The 20,497-nt window shown below is 55.6% G+C and carries 18 protein-coding genes and 4 tRNA genes; 6 read left to right on the top strand and 16 right to left on the bottom strand.

The features are described from left to right. Positions 1-43 precede the first annotated feature (43 nt). From yigB to lptM, 5 genes are read right to left on the bottom strand one after another with little or no spacing between them, the layout of a single operon-like run. Positions 44-760, bottom strand: coding sequence for a 5-amino-6-(5-phospho-D-ribitylamino)uracil phosphatase YigB (gene yigB / locus AAIR21_RS21215; RefSeq protein WP_047954809.1), 717 nt, complete (start codon positions 758-760; stop codon positions 44-46). Continuing rightward, the gene (xerC, locus tag AAIR21_RS21210; RefSeq protein ID WP_014172134.1) at positions 760-1,662 is read right to left on the bottom strand and encodes a tyrosine recombinase XerC; all 903 of its coding nucleotides are present in this window, start codon (positions 1,660-1,662) and stop codon (positions 760-762) included. Before xerC ends, yigB begins: the two co-directional genes overlap by 1 nt. Next, a complete protein-coding gene (locus AAIR21_RS21205) occupies positions 1,659-2,366 on the bottom strand; it encodes a DUF484 domain-containing protein (RefSeq protein ID WP_014172135.1) in 708 nt (235 codons plus the stop codon). Before AAIR21_RS21205 ends, xerC begins: the two co-directional genes overlap by 4 nt. Next, positions 2,363-3,187: a diaminopimelate epimerase gene (dapF, locus tag AAIR21_RS21200; RefSeq protein WP_020882883.1), complete on the bottom strand. Its 825-nt coding sequence runs from the start codon at positions 3,185-3,187 to the stop codon at positions 2,363-2,365. The genes AAIR21_RS21205 and dapF overlap by 4 nt, the downstream gene beginning before the upstream one ends. Positions 3,188-3,222: 35 nt before the next feature. After that, entirely contained in the window at positions 3,223-3,426 is a 204-nt protein-coding gene (lptM, locus tag AAIR21_RS21195; RefSeq protein ID WP_025202779.1) for an LPS translocon maturation chaperone LptM, read from the bottom strand. Positions 3,427-3,561: 135 nt separating this feature from the next. On the opposite strand from lptM, the gene cyaY reads away from it, so the two are divergent. After that, positions 3,562-3,882 (top strand): iron donor protein CyaY, encoded by a 321-nt coding sequence (gene cyaY / locus AAIR21_RS21190; protein WP_014172137.1) that lies wholly within the window; start codon positions 3,562-3,564, stop codon positions 3,880-3,882. A gap of 43 nt (positions 3,883-3,925) precedes the next feature. Here cyaY and cyaA read toward each other — a convergent pair whose 3' ends face one another. Next, the gene (cyaA, locus tag AAIR21_RS21185; RefSeq protein WP_014172138.1) at positions 3,926-6,469 is read right to left on the bottom strand and encodes a class I adenylate cyclase; all 2,544 of its coding nucleotides are present in this window, start codon (positions 6,467-6,469) and stop codon (positions 3,926-3,928) included. A gap of 346 nt (positions 6,470-6,815) precedes the next feature. Here cyaA and hemC point away from each other — a divergent pair, with 346 nt between their 5' ends. From hemC to AAIR21_RS21160, 5 genes are all read left to right on the top strand, one after another. Then, complete coding sequence (gene hemC / locus AAIR21_RS21180; RefSeq protein ID WP_032669623.1) at positions 6,816-7,757, top strand: hydroxymethylbilane synthase; 942 nt, start codon at positions 6,816-6,818, stop codon at positions 7,755-7,757. Continuing rightward, positions 7,754-8,494 carry a uroporphyrinogen-III synthase gene (hemD, locus tag AAIR21_RS21175; RefSeq protein ID WP_014172140.1) on the top strand — a complete coding sequence of 247 codons (741 nt, stop codon included), beginning with the start codon at positions 7,754-7,756 and terminating at the stop codon, positions 8,492-8,494. The genes hemC and hemD overlap by 4 nt, the downstream gene beginning before the upstream one ends. 21 nt (positions 8,495-8,515) lie before the next feature. Further along, entirely contained in the window at positions 8,516-9,709 is a 1,194-nt protein-coding gene (hemX, locus tag AAIR21_RS21170; protein WP_014172141.1) for a uroporphyrinogen-III C-methyltransferase, read from the top strand. A 2-nt stretch (positions 9,710-9,711) separates the two neighbouring features. After that, positions 9,712-10,911: a protoheme IX biogenesis protein HemY gene (gene hemY / locus AAIR21_RS21165; RefSeq protein ID WP_183516930.1), complete on the top strand. Its 1,200-nt coding sequence runs from the start codon at positions 9,712-9,714 to the stop codon at positions 10,909-10,911. A gap of 169 nt (positions 10,912-11,080) precedes the next feature. After that, positions 11,081-12,292, top strand: a complete 1,212-nt coding sequence (locus tag AAIR21_RS21160) for an MFS transporter (protein WP_040019210.1) — start codon at positions 11,081-11,083, stop codon at positions 12,290-12,292. A gap of 507 nt (positions 12,293-12,799) precedes the next feature. On the opposite strand, the gene AAIR21_RS21155 is transcribed toward AAIR21_RS21160, so the two are convergent. The 10 genes from AAIR21_RS21155 to rffA form a co-directional block, all read right to left on the bottom strand. Next, positions 12,800-12,876, bottom strand: a tRNA-Pro gene (locus AAIR21_RS21155). Between the two features lie 44 nt (positions 12,877-12,920). Beyond that, a tRNA-Leu gene (locus AAIR21_RS21150) sits at positions 12,921-13,007 on the bottom strand. Between the two features lie 21 nt (positions 13,008-13,028). Then, positions 13,029-13,104 (bottom strand) — tRNA-His (locus AAIR21_RS21145). Between the two features lie 67 nt (positions 13,105-13,171). Continuing rightward, positions 13,172-13,248 (bottom strand) — tRNA-Arg (locus AAIR21_RS21140). A gap of 102 nt (positions 13,249-13,350) precedes the next feature. Beyond that, complete coding sequence (thrP, locus tag AAIR21_RS21135; RefSeq protein WP_183516925.1) at positions 13,351-14,736, bottom strand: bifunctional threonine/serine APC transporter ThrP; 1,386 nt, start codon at positions 14,734-14,736, stop codon at positions 13,351-13,353. A gap of 197 nt (positions 14,737-14,933) precedes the next feature. Continuing rightward, positions 14,934-15,674 carry a lipopolysaccharide N-acetylmannosaminouronosyltransferase gene (wecG, locus tag AAIR21_RS21130; RefSeq protein WP_020882887.1) on the bottom strand — a complete coding sequence of 247 codons (741 nt, stop codon included), beginning with the start codon at positions 15,672-15,674 and terminating at the stop codon, positions 14,934-14,936. Between the two features lie 12 nt (positions 15,675-15,686). Further along, a complete protein-coding gene (wzyE, locus tag AAIR21_RS21125) occupies positions 15,687-17,039 on the bottom strand; it encodes an ECA oligosaccharide polymerase (protein ID WP_020882888.1) in 1,353 nt (450 codons plus the stop codon). Continuing rightward, entirely contained in the window at positions 17,036-18,115 is a 1,080-nt protein-coding gene (locus AAIR21_RS21120) for a TDP-N-acetylfucosamine:lipid II N-acetylfucosaminyltransferase (RefSeq protein ID WP_047356049.1), read from the bottom strand. The genes wzyE and AAIR21_RS21120 overlap by 4 nt, the downstream gene beginning before the upstream one ends. Continuing rightward, the gene (wzxE, locus tag AAIR21_RS21115; protein ID WP_040019199.1) at positions 18,112-19,362 is read right to left on the bottom strand and encodes a lipid III flippase WzxE; all 1,251 of its coding nucleotides are present in this window, start codon (positions 19,360-19,362) and stop codon (positions 18,112-18,114) included. The genes AAIR21_RS21120 and wzxE overlap by 4 nt, the downstream gene beginning before the upstream one ends. A gap of 1 nt (position 19,363) precedes the next feature. Further along, positions 19,364-20,494 carry a dTDP-4-amino-4,6-dideoxygalactose transaminase gene (rffA, locus tag AAIR21_RS21110; protein ID WP_020882890.1) on the bottom strand — a complete coding sequence of 377 codons (1,131 nt, stop codon included), beginning with the start codon at positions 20,492-20,494 and terminating at the stop codon, positions 19,364-19,366. Between the last annotated feature and the right edge of the window lie 3 nt (positions 20,495-20,497).

The raw sequence follows: 20,497 nt of genomic DNA, 5'->3' as shown, positions 1-20,497 counted from the left end.
TCCTTCGCCAAAACCCTGTTAATTTATACAGAACAATTGATGATTATATCAGCGTCGTGAGGGATGCCAACCGTGAAATTTCCACGTGCGGCAGAAGACGGCTGTCCGGCGTTGTCATCAGGTCAGCGTTTTCCGGCTTGATCCAGCAGGCCTGCATGCCGCAGCGGATCGCCCCGGCCACGTCCGTGGTCAGGTCATCACCCACATGCAACATTTCGCCGAGCGGCAGGTTCAGTTTTTCCGCCGCCAGGTGATACATATCGTTAAACGGTTTCGAGCGCCCGTGCGGGCCCGCGCGCAGCACAAACTCAAAATAATCGCCAAGACCAAACAGCTCAGGCTGGGCATTGCCATTGGTAATCGCCACCAGCGGCCACTTCTCTGCCAGCGCGGCCAGCGTATCGTGGGTCTCCTGTGGCACATCAATACGGCTGCGCCATTTGGCGAAGTTTTCCATGGACGCTTCAGCCCCTATCGCCGCATCACGCGCGCTCATGCCAACATTCAGCATCGCCTGTTCAACCGCACGTCGACGCCATTCGGTCACGTCATGGTAAATGTCCGGCTCGGTCTCCCGCAGGGTCTGACGCAGCTGCTGGAAGTCCTTGTTCTGCATCGTCTTCAGCGCCGGGTGATAGTTCTGCACAAACGTCAGCGACTCCTGCTCGGTACGCAGGATCACCTGGCGGTTATCATAAAGGGTGTCATCAAGGTCAAAGGTAAGGGCTGATATCTGACCCAGTGGGCGGTAAAAACGCATTATTTCCCCCGTTTGGCGCGTGGATGCGCCGCGTCATACACCGAGGCAAGGTGCTGGAAGTCTAAGTGGGTATAAATTTGGGTGGTGGACAAATTCGCGTGGCCGAGCAGTTCCTGCACGCCGCGCAGATCGCCGCTTGATTCAAGCATGTGGGTCGCAAAAGAGTGGCGCAGCTTGTGCGGGTGAACATGGCTGTTCAGCCCCTGCTTAATGCCCCACTCCGCAAAACGCTTCTGCACGTTACGCGCCGAGATCCGCTTGCCGAGTTTCGACAGGAACAGCGCATCTTCTTCCGCGCCAAACAGCCCGCGCAGGTCAAGCCAGTGCTCAATCCAGGCGACAGCGTTGCGACCAATCGGCAAGCGGCGCTCTTTGCTGCCCTTGCCCATCACCCACACTTCGCCGGTGTCCAGATCGAGATGTTTTATATCGAGATTGACCAGTTCAGACAGACGCAGTCCGGCACCGTACATCACCTCCAGCATCGCGCGGTCACGCACCGCCAGCGGATCGTTAAGATCGATATCCAGCAGGCGATTGACATCATCGACGTCGATATTTTTAGGCAGATGACGCGGTGCTTTTGGCGTGGCAATGCCTTTCGCCGGGTTGGCTTTAAGGCTGCCCTGGCTCACCAGCCAGTCGAAGAAACTGCGCAGGGCAGAGAGCCTGAGCGCCAGACTCGCCGGGCCTAACCCTTTCCTGCGGCTACGCACGACGACGCCACGAACCGTCGCAGCGTCACATTGTTGCCAGCTTTTCAGGCCGATTTCATCGGCAATCTGCATGATGGCATCAAGCTGACGCTGATAGTTCAGCAGCGTTATGGGGCTAAGCTGACGTTCAACCCCCAGGTAGCGCAGAAATCGCGCGACGTCAGTGGCAAGAAGTCCGTCCGTCATACGCGCTCAATCCAGCGCTCCAGCAGCTCAGGCAGCATCAGGGCGATCTCCTGCAACAGGTGCGTACCTTGCCCCTGCTCATAGTGATGCGCGTCGCGACTGGTAAATAACATCACGCCTAAGTCGCCATCGCGCCCCATCAATGACATGGCCACCGAGCCAATCGCTTTGGCTTCTGGCAATACCACCAGCAATTCTGGTCCGTTCAGCGGCCCCAGATAGTGATGTTGATGACCCAGGCGCTGAATACGTAGCGGCTCAAACGCCTGACGGCTCAGCGCCAGATGGGTGAAACCAGACGGTGCACCAATGCGCCAGCGGTCGGGGAAGAGACGAAGGGTTGCGCCTGCAAGCCCCAGTTCTCGCGCCCAGCGGTGGAAACGGCTGAGAAACTCGTCAAGGCTGTGGGCCGAGGCCAGACGCGCCTGCAGATGCAGCAGTCGATAGAACAGGCTTTCGTTATTGTTCGCCTGTTCCATGAGCAGCGTCATGTTCTCTTCAAGCTGATTGATGTGGTTGCGCGCGCGGGCCATGTGCCATTCGACCAGCGACACGGTCCCGCGCACCGGATGCGGCACGCGCATCTGTTCGACAAGACGTGCATTGCGAATAAAAAACGCGGGATTGTTCAGCAGATAATCAACAACAGCACTGTCGTCCAGTTCCGTCACCGTTTCCTGCAGTTCTTCCCCTGGTTGCTTCATAGATGGATAAACCCGTCATAGACATGTACCGCCGGGCCAGTCATAAACAGCGGATGACCCGGTCCTTTCCAGGCGATATCAAGACGACCGCCTGGTAACTCCACGCGAACCTCTTCTGCCAGTAACCCCTGAGCGATGCCGACGGCCACTGCCGCGCAGGCACCGCTTCCGCAGGCCTGGGTTTCGCCCGCGCCGCGTTCATACACCCGCAGACGGATGTGTTCACGCTTCACCACCTGCATAAAACCAATGTTCGCGCGTTCCGGGAAGCGTTCATGGCTTTCCAGCACCGGGCCGAGGGTTTCAACGGCGGCGGTCTCCACATCATCAACCTGAATCACGCAGTGCGGGTTTCCCATCGAGACGACGCCACACAATACTGTCTGCTCGGCCGCACGCATAATATAGGTCTTTTCCGCTTTGTTTGCGCGAAACGGCACGGCGGAAGGTTCAAAGTTCGGCTCGCCCATATTCACGCGAACCAGATCGTCATCGGTGACGCTGAGCACCATGCGACCATTCGCGGTACTGACGCGGATATCGCGCTTGTTCGTCAGCCCTTTCAGGCGGACAAAGCGGGCAAAACAGCGCGCACCGTTGCCGCACTGGGAGACTTCACTGCCGTCAGCGTTAAAAATACGGTAGTGGAAATCGAGGTCAGGATCGTACGGCGGCTCAACCACCAGCAGCTGATCGAACCCCACGCCCAGATGCCGATCCGCCAGGCGGCGGATCAGTTCCGGGGAGAAAAAGACATTCTGCGTTACCGCGTCGACGACCATAAAATCGTTGCCAAGGCCATGCATCTTAGAGAACTGCATCATTCGCTCCATTGCGCGGGTACAGAACGTAATCGTCAGAGATTAACCTGAGTCGGACCACCATTATTGCCACGATCGTTCGTGTCTGGCGTGGAAGACTCAATACCGCTTTGCACAGGTTTCGTCGGCGGCGGCGCCGTTTTATCCGCTGGCGGGAAGTAAAGCGGTCCCTTCAGTCCACAGCCCGTCAGACTAAACAGCGTGATGAGAACGGCAAGCGTTCGGAAAACGTTTTTCATTATAAAGTTGCCCGTAAGTTCAAATCTGTTTCTATCATCGCAGGAGAAGACACAAAAGCAAGAGTTTGCCGCTTTCCTGCAACGGGAATTATTTAGCGTTATACTGCCGGCATCACGAAAAACAGGAACAAAACCATGAACGACAGTGAATTCCATCGCCTTGCAGACACCTTATGGATGACCATCGAAGAGCGGCTTGACGACTGGGACGGCGACAGCGATATCGATTGTGAGATCAACGGCGGCATTCTGACCCTGAGCTTCGAAAACGGCAGCAAAATTATTATTAACCGCCAGGAGCCGCTTCACCAGGTCTGGCTGGCCGCCAAACAGGGTGGCTACCATTTCGATCTGAAAGAGGGCGAATGGGTGTGTGACCGTAGCGGCGAAACGTTCTGGGATCTGCTGGAACAGGCGGCGACCGCGCAGGCAGGCGAAGACGTGCGTTTTCGTTGAGTCTGTTTTGCCCGGTGGTGCACTGCATACCGGGCAAAAACCGTCAGGAGAAATACTGCTGCAACAGCGGGGTAGTGTCCTGGCTGGCGGGAACCGCTGGCGTAACGGCCTGCGTACGGAACGGAATCACCTGCGAACGTCCGTCTACATTCACAATCTGGTAGAACTGCGGTAGGTTAAAGTTGATGAAGCTGGAGCCGTAGGTAAAGCGGTCATGTGAGGACGAATAGAAGCGGCTGACGTCGCGCACCAGCTCCTCTTTACTGCCTTCACAGTGGTGATAAACCTCAGCGCGGTTCGTCTCATCCAGGATGTAGATGTTGAAACCGGCGTCGTCACCCGACTCTTCAAAGAAGAACTGAATAATTCCTTCGCTCGCAAAGCCATCCACGACCTGTGGCAGTTTCACGTGGTTGGTTTCCACCTGCACTGACAGGCCATGCAGCTTGTTGTGCGAAATGGCGCCGTAGAACTCGATGGCGTTTTCCAGCTTCTGTACTGAAACATTCAGGCGCTCGAAGAACAGGCCCCAGGTCTGTCCGGAGACGCGCAGCGCTTTAAAGCGACCGGTTTCCTGACGGGTACTGGAGAGGCGCAGTTCGATGCACTCTGAAACCAGCTGCTGCACACGGGTACGGATCAGACCGCGCAGATGCTGGCTATAGCAGAACACCTCAACGCTGTCCGGCGGCGCAGCGTCCTGGTGCATCTTGCCGAGAATCGTTTTCAGCGCTTCGATCATCGCCTGCTCGCCGTTGAAGTGCAGAGTACGCACTTCGTTCCACGAGTTGCGGTACAGCAGGTCTACGCTGCCCACCAGGCAGTTTTGCTGCTCGCCAAAGCTAAAGACATCCAGTTTGCGGAAGTCAAAATGAACCACCTGATTGCGGAAGGCCGCCGTCGGGTCATATTCCAGGTTGACGATGATCGCCAGATGGCGAATTTCACACGGACTGTAGAGCGCTTTTGGCGTCGGCGCCGGCAGACGCAGCGGGAAGTGGTGGGAGACATCCGCCACCATCTCCTGCAGTTTGGCTAAATCGACAACCTCGTTGCCTTTGATAAACAGCCGGGTACGCGAGGTCAGCAGGCCGTTGAACCAGGCCCAGGCCACCAGCTTGTTCAGGTAGCGGTTATATTCCAGCGGCTGATGGCTGATGATCGAGTCCATGCTTGGCGCACGGTTGTACAGGTACCACCCGGTGCGGTTTGCACGGCCCGGTGGCACATAGATAAAGGTCAGGTTCGGTTCTGACAGGTCCGGTGAAATCTGCGGGTTAACCAGCGTGACTTTACCCGGCAATGCTTCAAACGCCGCATACAGTTTACGCGTCAACACCCCGATATCCTGCGGGCTGGCGGAAACGCTGAGATTGTTACGACGCGCAAAGCGGATAAGGTTGCGGTAGCTTTGCATCATGGCATCGAGCAGTTCGTTGTGCGCTTCACGCACCTGATCGATTTTCCAGTTGGCGCGGTTATCAAGCATCGACAGACGTTCTTCGTCCCATCCCCACTCTTTAACCAACTGACTGACCACTTCACGACGCCAGCCCACGCATGCGCGTTCGCGGCTGAGTTTTTCACAGACTTTGAGATAGAAACATCGACGCACCAGATCGAGACGCGTGGTGTCATCAATGGCTTTCAGGTATTCGGTGACACGTTCAAGCATCATGCAGTAAGCATCCAGCCCGTAGGAGACAATTTCTCCGTCGTGCAGACGCTGTTTGATATCTTTCGCCAGCAAACGCGGCGTGGGGTATTCCCAGGAATAGGCTTCCAGCAGCAGGGTTTTCAGCACGGCCTTATACGGCGAATCAATGCTTTTATAGAGCTGCCAGAGGCTCGCGCCAAAGTACTCTTCGGCGGAAAGCGAACTGAGGCCACCCAGATCCAGCCATTCATTTGGTGTCAGCACACCCTGGGAGTACAACGACATTACGTAATCGTCGTAATGCTCTTCTTCGTCGCACGGCACCATATTCCACAGAATACGCTTACCGGCCAGGCGAACGGCAGTACGGTAAAACTCGTCCAGCAGTAAGATGTGCTGGGTTGAGCCGCAGTCTTCACCACCCAGACTGCCACTTTCGTTATGACGGAAACGGTTTTCATCAATCAGGAAGAAACTGACTTCCACGCCAAGCGACGCGGCCCAGCTTTCCAGCAGGCTGCACTTTCGTTGCAGCAGCTGACGCTCGTCGTTATCGAGCCAGGACTGATGACAGACCCAGATGTCCAGGTCCGAAGAACAGCTTTGCCCAACCGAGGAGGTGCTGCCCATGGTGTAAACGCCTGTAATCGGCAGTTCACCTTTCGGTGATTCCTGCGGCGGCATGCCACGGTAGAGTTCAAGTTCGGTCAGGTAGTGTTGTTGGGTTTCATCAGGCGTGAAAAGACAGATGCCTCTGGGAACGTTACCGTCAAGGTAGCCAGGCATCAGCGGATGGTGATAGTGCAATAATGTCGGCAGAAGACTGTATACCTGCTGGAAAGCAGGGCCCATAGCAGCAAGCGCGCGATCGACACGCAGTTGGTTTATGGCATCCAGTCTCTGTTTCAGAGTCTCAATATAGAGGTACAAGACGTATCGCCTGATGTTTCCGGGTGTCGCACGCTATTCAAAACAGAAATAACAGCGGACCCGCAGTATTACAAAAAGAGAACCGTTACCTTTTTTCGCCCTTATCATTATGGTGGTACCGACGAAAAAATGGTCTAAAACGTGATCAATTTAACACCTTGCCGGTTGACCGTAAAGAAAGATGCGCTACATACAGTGTAGCACCGTTCTGTACGTGTAAATTCCTTAATACGGCTGTGGCTGACGAGAACCCCGCCCTGTCCCTCTCTTCTTCATCACCGTAAAACTGCCATCCCAGAGTCAACAATGTTAGGATGGTTAGCGATTGATAATGACGGTAACAAGCATGTTAGACAATGTTTTGAGAATTGCCACACGCCAAAGCCCTCTTGCGCTCTGGCAGGCACATTATGTTAAGCAGCGCCTTGAAGCCTGCCACAGTGGATTGTGCGTCGAGCTGGTGCCGATGGTCACGCGCGGTGACGTGATCCTTGATACGCCACTGGCTAAAGTGGGCGGCAAGGGCCTGTTTGTCAAAGAACTGGAACTGGCATTGCTTGAGAACCGCGCCGATATCGCCGTACATTCGATGAAAGATGTGCCCGTCGAGTTCCCGGAAGGGCTGGGGCTGGTGACCATTTGCGAGCGTGAAGATCCGCGCGATGCGTTTGTCTCCAATCACTATGATTCGCTCGATGCGTTGCCAGAAGGCAGCGTGGTTGGCACGTCCAGTTTACGTCGTCAGTGTCAGCTGGCAGAACGTCGTCCGGACCTGATCATTCGTTCGCTGCGCGGTAACGTTGGTACGCGTCTGAGCAAGCTGGATAACGGCGATTACGATGCCATTATCCTCGCGGTTGCGGGTCTGAAGCGCCTGGGGCTGACGTCGCGCATTCGCGTCGCGTTGCCGCCTGAGCTGTCGCTGCCGGCTGTGGGTCAGGGGGCCGTCGGCATTGAATGCCGTCTGGATGATGAGCGTACCCGCGCGCTGCTTGCCCCACTGAACCATGATGAGACCGCTATCCGCGTTAACGCCGAGCGCGCCATGAACACCCGCCTCGAAGGAGGGTGTCAGGTGCCCATTGGCAGCTATGCTGAATTAATTAACGGTGAACTGTGGCTGCGAGCGCTGGTTGGCGCACCGGACGGTTCACAGATGGTCCGCGGCGAACGTCGCGGTAAAGCGCAAGATGCCGAACAGCTTGGCGTGTCGCTGGCAGAAGAGCTGCTGGATAACGGCGCCCGTGAGATCCTGGCTGAAGTTTATAATGGAGAACCCCCTGCATGAGTATTCTTGTCACCCGCCCTTCTCCCGCAGGAGAGCAATTAGTGAGCCGTCTGCGCGCACTGGGGCAGGTGGCCTGGAGTTTTCCGCTCATTGAATTCTCCCCCGGTCGGGAGCTGTCCGCGCTTGCCGACCATATGAATACCCTCCAGCAGGGCGACTTGCTGTTTGCGCTGTCGCAACATGCGGTGGAATTTGCCCAGGCACAGCTGCAACAGCAGGGGCTTAACTGGCCAACCGCTCCTCACTATTTTGCGATTGGTCGTACAACGGCACTGGCGCTGCATACCGTAAGCGGAACAGACGTTCGTTACCCGTTAGATCGGGAAATCAGCGAAGTCTTGCTACAATTACCTGAATTACAAACTATTGCCGGAAAGCGTGCACTCATTTTACGCGGTAACGGCGGGCGCGAACTGTTGGGCGAAACGCTGCGGGAACGCGGGGCTGAGGTCACGTTCTGCGAATGCTATCAGCGTTGTGCAAAACATTACGATGGTGCGGAAGAGGCGATGCGCTGGCATATGCGCGGCATTACGACCCTGGTGGTGACCAGCGGTGAAATGCTGCAGCAGCTCTGGTCGCTGGTGCCCCTTTGGTATCGTGAAAACTGGTTACTCCACTGCCGGCTTCTGGTCGTCAGTGAGCGTCTGGCGAACCAGGCCCGGGAACTGGGCTGGCAAGATATTCGGATCGCTGATAACGCTGACAACGATGCGCTGCTGCGCGCATTACAATAACTCTCATAATGGGAAGCCATAATGACGGAACACGATAAATCCTCCGCCGTGGTTGAAGAGACCAGGGAGACTGTGGACATCACGCCGCAGTCAGAAACGACTGAGAAAACCGTTGAGAAGAAGAACGGCAGCAATAAAACCAGCCTCGCGCTGAGCGCGATAGCCATCGCCATTGCGCTGGCCGCAGGCGTTGGCCTCTATGGCCTGGTGAAACAGCAAGGTTCCAGCCAGACGGCGACCAACGACACGCTGGTCAATCAGCTTACCGCCCTGCAAAAAGCGCAGGAGACGCAGAAAACTGAACTGGAAACGGTGATTAAACAGCAGTCCGCGGCGCTCGCTGAGGCGAACAGCAAACAGGAAGAGCTGACCAAACAGCTGGATGACGTGCAGCAGAAAGTCGCCACGATTTCCGGTACCGATGCCAAAACCTGGCTGCTCTCGCAGGCCGATTTCCTGGTGAAGCTGGCCGGACGTAAGCTCTGGAGCGATCAGGACGTCACCACCGCCGCCGCACTGCTGAAAAGCGCTGATGCGAGCCTGGCAGACATGAACGATCCGAGCCTCATTACCGCGCGTCGTGCCATTACCGAAGATATCGCCAGCCTCTCTGCCGTTTCGCAGGTGGACTACGATGGCATCATCCTGAAGGTCAATCAGCTTTCAAACCAGATTGATAACCTGCAGCTGGCGGATAACAACGACGATGACTCCCCGATGGATTCTGACGGCACCGAGCTTTCCAGCTCCCTGAGCGAATGGCGCGTGAACCTGCAAAAAAGCTGGCAGAACTTTATGGATAGCTTCATTACTATCCGCCGCCGCGACGAAACCGCCGTTCCGCTGTTAGCGCCGAATCAGGACATTTATCTGCGCGAAAACATTCGCTCCCGCCTGCTGGTGGCGGCTCAGGCCGTACCGCGTCATCAGGAAGAAACCTACAAACAGGCGCTTGATAACGTCTCGACATGGGTACGTGCTTACTACAATACCGATGATGCCACGACCACGGCTTTCCTCGATGACATTGATAAACTGAGCCAGCAGAACATCACCATGAACGTGCCGGATAAGCTGGAAAGCCAGCCGATTCTGGAGAAGCTGATGCAGACGCGCGTGCGCAACCTGCTGGCGCAACCGGGCGTTCCAGCAGAACCTCACGCCCAGGCCCCTGCCGCCGCGCCAGCGCCTGAAAGCGCGCCACAAGGAGAGTAATGATGCTTAAAGTACTCTTACTCTTCATCCTGCTGATCGCCGGGATCGTGCTGGGGCCGATGCTTGCTGGTCATCAGGGTTACGTCCTGATCCAGACCGATAACTACAACATCGAAACCAGCGTAACGGGTCTGGTGATCATCCTGATCCTCGGGGTGGTGGTGCTCATCGCAGTAGAGTGGATCCTGCGCCGAATTTTCCGTACCGGTGCGCATACGCGTGGCTGGTTCGTTGGCCGTAAACGCCGCCGCGCCCGTAAGCAGACTGAGCAGGCACTGCTTAAGCTGGCCGAGGGTGACTATCAGCAGGTTGAAAAGCTGATGTCGAAAAATGCTGACCATGCCGAACAGCCGGTGGTGAACTATCTGCTGGCCGCCGAGGCAGCGCAACAGCGGGGTGACGAAGCCCGCGCCAACCAGCACCTGGAACGCGCGTCAGAACTATCTCCGAAAGACCCGATTCCCGTTGAGATCACCCGCGTTCGACTGCAGCTGGCCCGCAACGAAAACCACGCCGCGCGTCACGGTATCGACCGTCTGCTGGAAGTCTCGCCACGCCACCCGGAAGTGCTGCGTCTTGCCGAGCAGGCCTATATTCGCACCGGTGCCTGGGGTTCACTGCTGGATATCATTCCGTCGATGGCCAAAGCCGACGTCGGTGATGATGAACATCGTGATGAACTTCAGCGTCTGGCATGGATTGGCCTGATGGATCAGGCGCGTGCCGATCTCGGCAGCGATGGCCTGAAAACCTGGTGGAAGAATCAGAGCCGGAAAACGCGTCAGCAGGTTCCGTTGCAGGTTGCGATGGCAGAACATCTGATTGAATGTGACGATCATGACACGGCGCAGGAGATCCTCCTCGACGGACTGAAGCGACAGTATGACGATCGCCTGGTTATGGTGATCCCACGTCTGAGAACCAATAACCCTGAGCAAATTGAAAAAATGCTGCGTCAGCAGATTAAAGCCGTCGGCGACCGTCCACTGCTGTGGAGTACGCTGGGCCAGTCGCTGATGAAGCACGGTGAATGGCAGGAAGCGAGTCTCGCCTTCCGTGCAGCGCTGAAACAGCGCCCGGACGCGTTTGACTACGCGTGGCTTGCCGATTCGCTGGACAAGCAGCACAAGCCGGAAGAGGCCGCCGCCATGCGCCGCGATGGACTGTTATTAACGCTGCAAAATAATGGCAGCCAGCAATAAATAACAAGGAGGCCAGACGGCCTCCTTTTTTTATTCCCCTTCGCCTGCTACATTCTTTACCACATCATCTAAAACGAACCCGCCAATGTAACGACGTCTTTTCATTAACTTTTTTCCATACACGCGACGAGTGCCGCGTGGACTGAATCGTTTTTGAAAGGAAATCGTCATGAACTCCCTTTTGTACGCGCTTATTGAAGCGCTGCGCTGCCACCGCTGGCTGCGCCTGCTGGCCTGTGCCTTTATCTTTACATCACTGGGAAATGGCGTAACCCAGGTGGTGGTCTTCGGCTTACTGTTAGCATGGTCCGCCCCGCCCGCGCTGCTTACCCTCGCCTTTCTTTTCGCCACGCTACCTGGCTTTATCGGCAGCCTCATCAGTGAAAAGCTGTGCGCGCGCTATTCTCCAATACCCCTGTTGATACTCACCGAGGGGCTTGGCTTACTGGCCCTGCTCTTTCCCCTGCTCGGCGTGCACTATCACAGTATCCCTGCGTTACTGGCCGTGCAGTCCACCGAAGCACTGCTTAGCGGAATGAGCTGGCCTGCCCTGACGCTGCTCTTTAAACGCGGACTCAGAGAAGCAGAACTGCCTGCCGCAACCTGCCTCGAGAATGTGATTTTTGCCGCTCAGGTTTTGTTAGGCACCGGGCTGGGGATGGTACTTTTCCAGAAGATCGCCATCCTCGCCTTGCTGGCCATTGATGCCATCAGCTTTCTCGGATCGCTGTTCATGCTCTGGCTGGCGGGTCGTGTATTTTTAGCGCCCACACTGGCAGTCCCCACTGAAGAGAAAGCGCCTGCGGCTTTACGCTGGCAGATGTTGACCATCCGTCAGAAACGCAGTTTGCTGATTTTGCCTGCGCTGGCCGCCGTCGGTTCACCGGCCATGGCGCTTCTTCCGGCAATAGCACAGCAGATCCATCCTCAGGATGCGGCCAGCCTTGCTTTGCCACTGCTTTTTGCAAGGAGCATGGGACAACTTTGCGGTCCCCTCCTGCTAAAAAGAGACAGCCTGACGCGTTTTGCAGCACGCACGCCACGGATTTTACTGTGTCTTGGCATCTTCCTTGCCGCGTATGGGATGCTCCCGCTGTTGTCCGGGTGGATGGCATGCGCGCTGGGGATGATTTTTGTCGCACACCTGGCCTCAAATGTTCTCTTTGCGGCCGGCACGTTTGCCGTACTCAGCAGTTTTCAAACCACGCACATGGCTTCGGCCAGCAGTAAAGTCTGGCGCTGGCAAACGCTCAGTGCCTCGCTTTTCACCGGTATTGCCGCGATGGCGGCGGCAGGGTTTGGCTCCATACAAGCGCTTTACAGCGTTTCGTCAGCCGCTCTGATACTGGTCGCCCTGATCATGTACGTTTACCGGGAATAAGGCATAAAAAAACGCCTGCTATAAAAGCAGGCGTTAAAACAGGTCTGTAAGACAACATATTTGGTGCTTCACTCAACGTTATGCCCATGGTGTCTGATGAGGCCGAAGCGACATCTGTCAGTGGACGATAAGCACCGTAAATGGCTCTGCGTCATTCCTGAGTTTATGAGGCACTAAGGCGAACATAAGAGATGGAATGAGCATCTACACGTATATTATTGCACGTAACGTGCCAACTTGACACGCAGAACTTTTACATCGCGCAACATTTTAAGATAAAAGGAAATTATGTTGTTGAGCGGTATCTTAGACCCTACAACCTGCTGATAAACACGACGATATGTCGTCTGGAGGAGACACGAAAGCCGCCAAATTATTATATCTTTTACTTTCAATGTGTTATGTGTCGCTGAATCGCGACAAGGAAGCCGGCTGTTGTCGTGGAATCACTACAGAGGAGAGAAAGGCGCAGAAAACAAAAAACCCCGCCGAAGCGGGGTTCAAAATTGGTCGGCGAGAGAGGATTCGAACCTCCGACCCACTGGTCCCAAACCAGTTGCGCTACCAAGCTGCGCTACTCGCCGATGTACTGCTTTTTGAATTTTTAGTTCAATTCATTAAAAAGTCGTGGTGCGAGGGGGGGGACTTGAACCCCCACGTCCGTAAGAACACTAACACCTGAAGCTAGCGCGTCTACCAATTCCGCCACCTTCGCAATTCACAACTCTTTCAATAATGGGGTGGCTAATGGGATTCGAACCCACGACAACTGGAATCACAATCCAGGGCTCTACCAACTGAGCTATAGCCACCACTGTATTCTTTCACGCGGTACTGACTACTTCTCAGACCACCGCAGCTCTAGCGCCGGGACTAAAATGGCGCGCCCGACAGGATTCGAACCTGAGACCTCTGCCTCCGGAGGGCAGCGCTCTATCCAGCTGAGCTACGGGCGCTTAGCGCCGTTGCGGGGCTGGATATTACGTACCTCCGACCCCGCTGTCTAGTGCTTTTTTGAAAAAAATGCGCGTTTGGTTATGGTTTGCACATTTTGCCGCTTATTCCTCCACTTTCTGCGAGGTAGCGCGGCGGCCCAGACCAAAAAGCTTATACGCCGCGGTCACCGCCACCAGGAAGATCATCCCGACAAACAGCGACATGCGCGTATCTTCATTAAAGTACATTCCGATTAATACGCAAACCAGGAACGCCATCGTCAAATAGTTGGCATACGGGAACAGAATAGAACGGAACGGATGGCTGGCGATGGCCTTTTTATGTGCCTGGCGGAAACGCAGCTGGCTAATCAGGATAACAAACCAGGGCACCATGCCTGGCAGCACGCTGGCGCTGTAGACATAAACGAACACGCGCTGCGGATTCGGGATGATGTAGTTCAGGCAGGAGCCGATCAGCAGGATCACAATCGACACCGCCACCCCCGCAACCGGTACGCCCGCACGCGAAACTTTCGCCATTGCCGCTGGCAGTTGGTTGTTTCTGGACAGCGCGTAGAGCATACGTCCGCAGCTATACATCCCGCTGTTGCAACCTGACAACGCCGCCGTCAGAACCACAAAGTTAATGATGCCTGCTGCCGCCGTGATGCCAATCTTCGCGAAGGTCAAGACAAACGGGCTACCGGTCGTGCCAATTTCATTCCACGGGAAGATGGTTACGATAACGAAGATCGCCCCCACATAGAAAATCAGGATACGCCACAGCACCTTGCCTACGGCGCTGCGCAGCGTAACCTGCGGGTTTTTCGCTTCACCCGCGGTAATACCGATAAGCTCGACCCCCTGATAAGAGGCCACAACGATACACAGTGCCGTCAGGAAGCCCTTCCAGCCGCCCGCAAAGAAGCCGCCGTTTTCGGTCAGGTTACCAAAGCCAATGGCGTGCCCGCCGTTGCCAAAGCCGAAGAAGATAACGCCCAGCCCGACCACAATCATCACGATGATGGTGGTGACTTTGATCATCGCAAACCAGAATTCGATTTCACCATAAAGACGAACCGCGGCAAGGTTTGCCAGTGCCACCAGCCCCACGGCAATCAGCGCCGGTATCCACTGGACCATGTCCGGGAACCAGAACTGCACATAGACCCCTATCGCCGTGATTTCAGAGATGCCAACCGCCATCCACATAAACCAGTATGACCAGGCCGTCAGGTAGCCAAAGAACGGGCTCATATATCGGTGCGCGTAAACGGCGAAGGAAGCCGTGACGGGCTCCATGAAGAGCATTTCGCCCATCGAACGCATGATGAAGAAAACGAACAATCCCGCAATGATATAAGCCAGCAAGACCGAAGGTCCTGCCCATTTGAGCGTGCTTGCGGAGCCCATAAACAGGCCCACGCCGATAGTGCCGCCCAGCGCTATCAGTTCAATATGACGAGCCTCCAGCCCACGCTGTAGCTCCGGTTTTTTCTCTGCCATAGATCCTCGATTGTGTTTGCTGTTTCCCGACTTAAGGCCGGGTATTGTTTTTTAGGGGTACTAAAATACGGGGCGAATGGTTTCTTAAAATGCGGCAAATGGCAAACGATGCATAAAAAAAATGAATGCATTGCACAGATTCGCAGCAGTTTTGCAGGGGAGTTGCAGCGCGAACAGCATATCGCGCTACATTTTGATTACATTTTCCCGGTGTAGTGCCAGGTAAGGTAGCGAAGCAGACGGATCTGTCGTGTAATCCGCGTCGGCTGAGATAGCAGGCGATACAGCCACTCCAGCCCCAGGTTTTGCCAGACTTTGGGCGCACGCTTAACATGGCCGGTAAAGACGTCATACGTTCCGCCAACGCCCATATAAAGGGCATCCGGACACACCTGACGGCAGTCACGCATCAGGATCTCCTGGCGTGGGGAGCCCATCGCCACGGTGATGATTTTCGCTCCACTGTCGCGAACGCGTTCAAACAGCGCCTGTCGGGCCTCTGGTTTGAAGTAGCCATCCTGGCTGCCCACGATGTTAACATTCCATTGACTGCGCAACTTCGCTTCGGTCTGCGCCAGCACCTCCGGCTTACCGCCAATCAGGAATACCGGCGTGCCTTCCGCCCCTGCGCGTGCCATCAGTTGCTCCCAGAGATCGGCCCCTGCCACGCGAGATACATTAGCGCCAGGATACTTTTTGCGGATTGAACGCACCACGCTGATACCGTCGGCATATTTAAATTCAGCCGCTTCTATCAGGCTTCTCACTTCGGCGTTGTCTTCCACCGCCAGCATCTTTTCCGCATTAATGGCGACCAGCGTACCGGATTTCATCTGACCACCAGCGAACAGAAAATCCAGCGCGTGTTGCATATCGCGCCAGCCAATAAGCTGCAGACCGCGCAGCGTATAGCGCGGTGCAGAAGTTTTATCCGTCATGACTTTCCCTACTCACACTTGCGACAGCGTTGTGCTGCCCTGCGGCTCGCGCTTATGCACAAGCCCTGCACTGTCAAACAGCCAGTACAACAGTTTGGCCAGTAACAGGCAGATGCCAAAAACGACCATGAAGAAAACCACGCGCGACACGAATGAATCCAGCCCTTCACGCGCCAGAACGATCATATTGAAAATGGCGCCAAAGCAGAAACTGTGCAAAATAGCCGCCTTATAGCGGTTTGTTTCTTCGTTGCCGCGCACGTAGAGCCAGTCAAACCACTTGATGATCAGCCCCACCACCACCGCCCCCGGCAGGATAAACCAGCTTCCCCCCATCACCACCAGCGAGCCAATCAAAGTAGGTGAGATCGCAAGGCCTGAGTGGTTGTTCAGCACTTCCCAGGTAAAATAGTTTGCCGTGTTGAGTACGACGCCGGGACGGTCTGGCCACAGCCAGGTTGGGATAAAGACATAAAAGTCGCGCACAATAGGCGCAAGGCCCTGGAAATCGATTTTGTCGTAGTTTTGCAGCAACAACGCCAGGTTTTCCCACGGGGAGAAGGTGTCGCGCGTGAGATAGAGGAATGTGTAAAACGCCTCGTCACCGGCTACGTTGAGCCCGTAGCGCTTCAGGGCAAGCCAGAACATACCAACAATGCCAAACACCCCAGCAGCCACCAGCATCCATAAAGAGATCCACCCGCGGATGATGCCGATAAACAGGAAGATTGCGAAAGCGATGATGATATTTGCACGCGTCCCTCCCACAATCATGTAGGTCAGGAAACCGAAGGCGACGGTACTCACCAGGAAAAACAGCCAGGCTTTGCTGTCCTGACGCAGGAAAAAGATCACCAGCATCGCCGGAATGAAGAAGTAGAAGAAACGCTTAAGCGCCACGCCCGACACTTCGGCAGAAAAAATCTGGCTGTAGGACTGGAGCTTGAACAGTAGAAAACCATTGTGCATGAAGAAGATACCCACGCTTACCAGCGCGATCGTCATCAGCATCACCCACGTCAGGTGCGTCTCCACCCGGTTCATGGTGAAGAGCGCCCGGCGCGGCGCGGTGGATTGCGCTGAACGCAGGCGCGTTTTATAGGTGGCGTAGTAGACGGCGTAGAAGCAGGTCGCTGCCAGGATCGCCTGAAGCAGGATCTCGGGCGGGGCAACGCTCACGTCAAACCGGAAGACCAGAATGCTGGTCAGCGGGAATCCGAAAAAGAAGGTCAGAAGAAACAGTAACGAGAAGAAGACGTTAAAGTTAAAACGCACCCGGCGAAACTCGAACCAGGTGAGCGTGGCGATGAATAAAGTGCTCAGAAGCCAAACGATCAGTAAGCCGCTGAATTGCAACTGGCTCATGCTTTGTCTCCTGCAGCGATACGCAGCGCGCGGTGCCACGGCGTGAGGTAGTTCGGGCTAAAGAAGTCGATGGCACTTTTGTCCACCAGCGCCAGTTGTCTCTGCGCTTCGCGGACCACCTCTTCGTTAAGCACATCGGAAGTAAACAGCACCGGCAGATGCTGCTCCGCCATGTCCTGCCAGAATGGGTTTTCGCGATTGAGTACGCAGGGCACACCCGCCTGAATCAGCAGACACAGCGTGCCAATTCCTTGCTGACGCGCAAAGATGAAATAGCCCAGATCGCACCGACGCAGCAGCGCAAGATACTCATCAAATTCCAGCTTATCGTGGAGAATGTGCACATTCCCGGCGCTAAATAACGCGAGTGCCTGCTGGCGGACCTCATCGATATAGGCATCGTTGTTGGCCGGATACCCCATCGGCACAATCACATTGACGGTGTCGCCAAACTGCTGATGTACCGCCCTGAGCGCGGCAAGATGTTCATTGCTGCGATCGCCTGAATTACCCACCAGAATCGTCAGTTTACCCTCGCGCGGCGTATCATTCGCCATGTTGTTCAGCGCCGGGTTCATTCGGGTCGGGAAATAGAGTAGCTCACCGCGTACGTCAGGGTGGCGTTTAGCAAAATAATTGAGATCGCCACGGGTCGCGAAAACGCATCCCACACGCCCCTGCGCCATGCGCCGCAACGGGTAGAAAAGACGGAATTTCCAGCCGCTGGAGACTTCGTAGAGATCGGCTCCCCAGATATGCCAGCTGCACTGCGAAGGTTTGATCCCCCCGCTCAAGAGCGCCAGCCACAGGCCGGTATTAAACTGCCCATGGAAAAAGAAACGTTGCTCACGATCCGCTTTGGCTTTGGCAACAACCGCCTTCGCCAGCGCAGCCTTGTCCGGCCAGAAAGAGAGAGTCAGCGCCGGACACGCCACGCTCAGGCCATTATCCTGACCGGCAACCATAAACTCACGAGCGTCGGGATCCCCCGATGCCAGTTCATCATTGAAGAACCGTAACACGGTCTGGTTATGGTGTGGGATATCCGATCCCAGTATGTGAATCAGTGCAGTCATGCGCGTTTACGCCAAAGTAAAAATACGCCGCAACAGGCAGCGAAATAAACGATATAGGTTGCCATATAGGCCTGAGCCGCCCCCAGCGCACCGTGTGCCGGGATCAACCAGTGTGAGAATGCGGTCAGTAATGCAAACTGGCTGATTTCCGCCAGGATATACAACCGTAGCGAGGCTTTCGCAATCACCAGATAACCAAAAACGTAAGCCCCCACTTTCAGTACATCGCCCACCAGTTGCCAGGCAAACAGATCGCGCATGGCGGTAAACTTCGCGGAGAAGAGCAGCCAGATGGCGACATCGCGCAATAGCCATACGGTTAAACTGGCTGCCGCAACGGCGGGAAGGACAAACCGCAGTGAGCGGGAAATTTCGCGCGTGATATCCTGCCTGGAGGTCAGGCGCGATAAGGTTGGCAGCAAATAGACGCTAAAGGAAGCCGTTATAAATTGGAGGTAGGCATCGGAAATACTGCTCACCCCTTGCCAAATCCCAACTTCGTCCCAGCTGTAATGCGCCGCCAGCAGGTTTCGCATCATCACGTAGGCGACAGGGAGCGTGACGGAGGTGATGAGCGCCATCAGGGTAAATTTTCCCAGCTTGCTTGCCAGCACCTTGTCCCATTGAGGTTTCAGGTAACTCAACGGAATGGTGCCCCGACGCATTAGCATGAACGCCGCCGGAACGACCACTAATGCCGGTACCAGCGCCAGCCCCAGCAACGCGCCTTCATAGCCGCCCAGCCGATAACAAAAATAGTAGGCAATCACGCCGATGACGCTGCCGAGGATTAACGCCAGTGCGTTCCCGGCCGCATCACGAAAGCCTTTCATCAGCGCCAGCAGCAGGTTAGCCCAGGCAATGCCCAGCTGAACCAGCGCGACCAGACGAACCAGCCCCTGATAATGGGTGTGTCCAAATAACCCCTGGCTTATGGGTGCCGCTGCCAGCAGGAAAATAACCGCCATCAGGGTCGAAAAGCCGGTGACCATCGCCGAGGATGTACCGACAACACGGCGAAGCTGGGCCGCATCATCATGGTACTGCGCAACGTATTTCGTGACGCCGTTGAAAATCCCTGCGCCAGCCAGTACCCCAAGGACGGTCACAAGCTGACGGAAATTGCCCGCCAGCCCGACGCCTGAAGGGCCGAATGAGACGGCCAGCAGCTTGACGACCAGTAGCCCGGCGCCAATTTTGACAAGTGTGGACGCGGCGGTCCACACCGATGCTTTTGCCAGAGACATATCAGCCGAAATAACTCAGAAGGGTGTTAATCACCGTACGCTGGTTAACAGGCGCGAGGTTGTAGAACAGTGGCAAACGAAGCAAACGCTCACTTTCTTTCGTGGTGTAGCGATCTTCACCCGCGAAGACCCCAAATGCCTCTCCTGCAGGGCTGGAGTGCAGCGGGATATAGTGGAACACCGCCAGAATTTCGGCTTCTTTTAGCCAGGCAATCAACTTGCTGCGATCGTCATTATCGCGCAGTTTGATGTAGAACATATGGGCATTATGGACGCAATCAGCCGGAAGGGTCGGCAGCTCTATTCGCCCGGCTTGTGCCAGCGGTTGCAGCGCGTCGTAATAAGTTTGCCACAGGGACAGGCGCTGAAGATTAATGCGGTCCGCTGCCTCCAGCTGCGCCCACAGGTATGCCGCCTGCAGATCGGCCATCAGATAGCTTGAGCCAATATCGCGCCAGGTATATTTGTCTACCTGCCCCCGGAAGAACTGGCTGCGGTTGGTGCCTTTTTCACGGATCACTTCCGCGCGCTCGACCAGCGCACGGTCGTTAATCAGCGTCGCACCACCTTCGCCACCGGCGGTATAGTTTTTGGTTTCGTGGAAGCTAAAGCAGCCGATATGGCCGATCGTTCCCAGCGCTCGACCTTTATAGGTCGACATCACGCCCTGAGCGGCATCTTCAACCACGAACAGGTCATGTTTTTTGGCGATCGCCATGATGGTGTCCATCTCACACGCCACTCCCGCGTAGTGAACCGGCACAATCGCGCGCGTTTTATCCGTGATTGCCGCTTCAATCAGCGTCTCATCGATGTTCATGGTATCCGGGCGAATATCCACAAAGACGATTTTCGCACCACGCAGGACAAAGGCATTCGCCGTAGAAACGAAGGTATAGCTCGGCATGATCACTTCATCGCCCGGCTGGATATCCAGCAACAACGCCGCCATTTCCAGCGATGCGGTACAGGACGGGGTCAGCAGGACTTTAGCGCTGTGAAACCGCTGCTCCATCCACTGCTGGCAGCGACGGGTAAAACCACCGTCACCACAGAGTTTGCCGCTGCCCATAGCAGACTGCATATAGTCGAGTTCAGTGCCCACGACGGGTGGTGCGTTAAATGGAATCATCTT

The organism is Enterobacter sp. PTB (genome assembly GCF_051130085.1).
GTDB classification, from domain to species: Bacteria; Pseudomonadota; Gammaproteobacteria; order Enterobacterales; family Enterobacteriaceae; genus Enterobacter; species Enterobacter ludwigii.
The sequence above is the reverse complement of the archived record's forward strand: the minus strand, read 5'-3'. Positions and strand labels throughout refer to the sequence as shown.